The sequence below is a fragment of the Prosthecobacter sp. genome, from assembly GCF_044373815.1.
Taxonomy (GTDB): Bacteria; Verrucomicrobiota; Verrucomicrobiia; order Verrucomicrobiales; family Verrucomicrobiaceae; genus Prosthecobacter.
Genome location: NZ_JBIPNG010000527.1, coordinates 1 through 4,317, shown reverse-complemented (window position 1 = coordinate 4,317; position 4,317 = coordinate 1). Strand labels below are relative to the sequence as shown.

General features: G+C 62.1%; 3 protein-coding genes. 2 read left to right on the top strand and 1 reads right to left on the bottom strand.

From position 1 onward, the window contains the following. Positions 1-2,967, bottom strand: a 2,967-nt coding sequence (locus ACIREA_RS27520; RefSeq protein WP_397385527.1) for a hypothetical protein, incomplete at its 3' end; no start/stop codon positions are given. A 268-nt stretch (positions 2,968-3,235) separates the two neighbouring features. On the opposite strand from ACIREA_RS27520, the gene ACIREA_RS27515 reads away from it, so the two are divergent. Beyond that, positions 3,236-3,967 (top strand): hypothetical protein, encoded by a 732-nt coding sequence (locus ACIREA_RS27515; RefSeq protein WP_397385526.1) that lies wholly within the window; start codon positions 3,236-3,238, stop codon positions 3,965-3,967. A gap of 161 nt (positions 3,968-4,128) precedes the next feature. Continuing rightward, positions 4,129-4,317: hypothetical protein (locus ACIREA_RS27510; protein WP_397385525.1), on the top strand; the 189-nt coding region annotated here is incomplete at its 3' end.

The following is a 4,317-nucleotide window of genomic DNA, read 5'->3' as shown; positions in this document are numbered from 1 at the left end:
AATGCGGGCGCGATTGATCTTGTCCGGCACCTGCTGCAGGGCCTCGGCGGCGGCTTTGGCCTGCGCGGCTGTGGCTGCGAGGTCCTGCTGATTTTGTGGACGCATGGACTCCATCTGTGCGGCTTCAAGAGCCTGTGCGGCATCCTGCGCGAGGGCGTCTGCCTCCAAGGCGCGTGCGGCCTGGGAGAGCTGTGCGGCCTGATCCTTCAGTGTGGCGAGGGCCTTGGTGGCGGCGGAGGGAGGGGCATTGCTGCGGCGGGCTTTCTCGGCTTCTTCGGGGGAGAGCAGGGGGATTTTCTTTGCCTCGGCGGTCTGGCGGGCGAGCTCGTCCACAGCGCGGCTGGCGCGGTTCATGTCGAGCGCGGCCTGGGTGTTGGTGGTCTGGTTTTGCTCGCGCAGTTCGGCCTGGTCCTGGAGTTGTTTGGCGGACTGGGTGAGAAGCTTCTCGGCTTTTTCGACGGGGGTGAGGCCATCTTGATCCGGGCGCTTGTTCTGGCGTGGATCGCGCGTGACGTTTTCGGCGGTGGCGAGGTGGTTGCGGGCTTCCTCCAATTTGGCGAGCGCGGGGTTGTCCTGACGGGTGAGGTTTTCGCGGCGCTGTGTGGCTTCGTTGGCGGTTTGCTCGGCGATGCCACGGGTGATGTCGGACGCCTGCTGAAGGCGGCTGCGGAGATTGTCCGAGGCACCGTAGAGGTGCTCGGGGCTCTTGGTCTGGTCCGGTTTGTCGAGGCTGCTGGCGAGATCTGCGGAGGTTTCGGTGATGCGTTTGTCCATCTCCAGCACGGGGCCATGGAAGCGGCCTTTCTGGGATTCATCGAGCTTGGCCAGATCCTTCTGCAGGGTCTTGGCCTGGGCCATGAGGGCGCGCTGCTGCTCCTGCCATTTGGGGCGCTGCTCGGAGTCGCGATTGGCTTGAAGGGAGGTCTCAGTGAGCATGCGGGACTGGCGCTGGAGCTGCTGGGACTCTTGCGCGGCGATCTTGGCGGTGTCCTCGGCGGCGAAGGCGCGGAGGGCATCGGCGATGACAGCGGCGTGGCTGGCGGCTTCATTGGCGGCGCGCTTGAGGGGCTCGGTGTTTTCGATCTCGTCGGCGTTCAGCTTTTCGAGATCGGGAAGCTGCTCGCGGCGGAGCTGGGCGAGCTTTTTGCCAAGGAGCTGGGCTTCGGAGGCATCGAGCTGATTGGGGGCATCGCGTGCGGCGTCCTTGAGCGCGTTCCAGAGTTCTTCGGACTGGGCTTTGACCTGCTCGAGTTTTTCCTGGGCTGAGGCGAGGGCGTTGGCGGCATCGTCCTTGGCCTTCTCGGGGTCTTTGCGAGAGTTGCGTTCGGTCTTGCGCACCTTGTCGAGGTCCTTGCGCAGCTCGCGGGTTTGTTCATCGAGACGATCTGCCTTCAGCGCGAGGCGGCGCTGGCTTTCCGCCCAGTCGCGCTGGCGGGGATCGACGGTCTGCTCAAGGATGATGACGCGGATGGGTGGGGACTCGGCCTTCTGGCCTTTGAGGTCGATGGCGATCAGCTTGATGAGGAGGGCATCTCCGGTCTTCACGCCGAGGGGGGCGAGAGGGAGGAGGGTCTGCACGGGGGCTTCTTTGGCCGACTTGGTGAAGGGGAGATCGCGCTCGGTCCAGTTGGCTCCGTTGATGGCGTGGGAGAGCTTCACGCCGCCGAGGCCGACGTCGTCGGTGACGAGTCCAGCGAGGCGCACGGCTTCATCGGCGAGGAGCTCGATCTGCTCGGCGGGTTCGTTGATCTGCGCAGTGGGCGGGAGATCGGGGATGGTGGTGATACGCCAGGGGGTGCTTTCCTCATTGGTGAAGCCGCTTTCCAGGGACTTCAAAGTGACCTGCCAGGAGCTGTGCACGGCCTGCACGGCGATGTCTGCGGTGAGCAGGCCTTCGGGCGTGGTGGTGGAGGGCAGGGTCTTTTTCTCGGGGAGATCGGGATTCAACTGGAAGTCGCTCTTCGAGACGGGCTGGTTGGTCTTGAGCGTGAGCTTGATGGTGGAGCCGTCGAGGGCTTCGAGGTCGCCCTGATCGGCGGTGACCTTCGTTTCCTTCCAGCCGGAATAGGCGGGTGGAATGATGGTCTTGGTGAACTCCACGATGCGGGGCCGTGCGCGGGCGCTGAGGGTGCGCCAGGGGGTGATGGCATCTGCGGCGTGGATGCGGTAGCGAACGTCCGTCTGGCCGACGGGGACGACGCCTTCAAAGCGTGCGGTGCCGACGGCGGAGAGTTCGGTGCGGCGGGGCTTGGAGCCTTCGACGGCAAACTCGAGAGTGGCCTGCGCGGGCTGCGGACCTTCGGTTTCGATGATGAGGGGAACTTCCGAACCGATGGGTGCGAGGGTGCTGGCCTGCAGGGGCTCAAGGATGCGGATCTTGACCGTGGCGGGGCGTTCGAGATTGGCGAAGGGCAGGGCGGCACGTGCCATGAAGCCGCCGAGGTGGAGGCCGGGAATGAGGCAGAGCACGAGGATGACCGCGACGACTGAACCGGCGGCGATGAACCAGGGGCGCAGGGTGCGCGTGGGCAGTTTCGTATTCCAGTCGATGCCTTCGATGGAGGCTGCGACGTCGTCCTGAAGCTTTTCACGGAACTCGACGGAGTCCTTCACGTTCACGCCACCGCGTGGATCGGCGAGTTCGACGGCAGCAAGCAGGCGCTCGCGCAGGGCGGGCTCAGCGGCTTCGATGAGTTTGGCGGTGCCTTCTTTACCATTGGCCTGTGCGATGAATCTCCAGGCCACGCGCCATGCTGCGTAGGCAGCGCCACCGTAGGCGATGAGGGTGACCCAGGGGCGAAGAGCATCCGGCATGAACCACGCGCGGTCCAGCAAGGCGATGAGAGCGAAGGCAGCAAGGGCGAGCGCCGCGCCACAGAGCAGGGCGCGCAACCGCAGCAACTGCTGACGGCGCAGGCGAAAGCGTTGCAAAGCTTCGTGCGTGGCGGGACGGAGGGCGAGATTCATGAGAGGGGTGAAAGCTTAACGCGGCGCAGGCGGGGTTCTTTGCGGGGGCGTGAGGGATGTTTCAGGCTCCTTTACAGCAGGCAGCACGGAGCGCACCCGCTTTCCGGTGGGGGAGGTGGAGAGGCTTGTGGGGTAGTCTGCGTTGCGGCCTAGTATGGTGGATTGGCAAAGGGAGGAATGATGGAATGGGAAATGGGGGCGCATTTTGACTTGGGGGCTGGTTGTCATTGCATTTGAGCAACGCAACATTAGACCAACAACTGAAGCTGTGTGGACGCCTGCCAATATTGAATCACGAAGCGCGGTACTTGATTTGAGCTCCTCGGGGCAGGGGAACTGCGCTGTTCGACAGGTGGTTTGTGACGATGTCATCGTCTGCAATGCCTCCGATCACATCGACTGGTCTGCTCGTTCGGTTCAGTTTGAACTCTGTGATGCATGTCTCTATGCGGGCTGTAGCTCAGGAGGACGTGTGGCGATTCGACGAGGTGATGATCACGTTCTGATCATCCCTGACTTTGCGGCCATGTGTCAGAGGCAGTGCGATGCGATGGAGTATGCGCCGCCGCGATGGATGATGAAACGAGGATCTCTTTCGTTTTCTCGTGCGAGTTGGGAAGTGTTCCGATCGGCAGGCGGAGCACCCTCCTTTGAATCGATTGCTCCAGCATTGACCGTTGAGTTGCTTCAGCTCTACCACTTCCAGGCTCCACGGGAATTTTTGCATGATTACCTCTCGCCATCACTTGCACAGTGGGAGTTGATTCTCAGCACCAGTGGTCATGACTCCGGGAATGACCTGATGCATCTGAGAAGGTTGTTCTCTGATGCATCGGCATTCGAAGGGCATGAGTTCTGCACACCTCAGGCGGGCAGTTACACAGTTTCGGCCTTTCTTGATCTGGTTTCCGTTTCGGAGTGGCCCATTTTCAGTTCAGAGGCTGACCCCGCTGTGCGCCTTTCGGATGACATCTACTTCAGACCCAAATTGAGAGACTGACCCATTCACGCAAGCCTTACACACACTTTCCGAAGCTGAGGAGGGTTTGCACACGGGATGTTGTTTGCCTCTGTGTACATATTTTCCAGATTTTGAATCTTGTCGTGCGCGGTTGGTTTTGGTTGCCTGTTTACAGGCTTCGTCTTAGAAGGGGCGCGCCGATGGAATCCAACGCGACACCCAAAAATCCCACCTCAGTGACTGAATCTCTATCTTCTGCGGAGGTGGCTGCGGCGGCGGATGCAGCGAGCAAGGCTTCGGTGGAGTTGTTTGAGCTGTGCGCGGCGATTTTGCTGGGGCTGGGGGCGACGCTGGGGAGCATCGCGGGGTATCAGGGCGGGCTGTGGGGC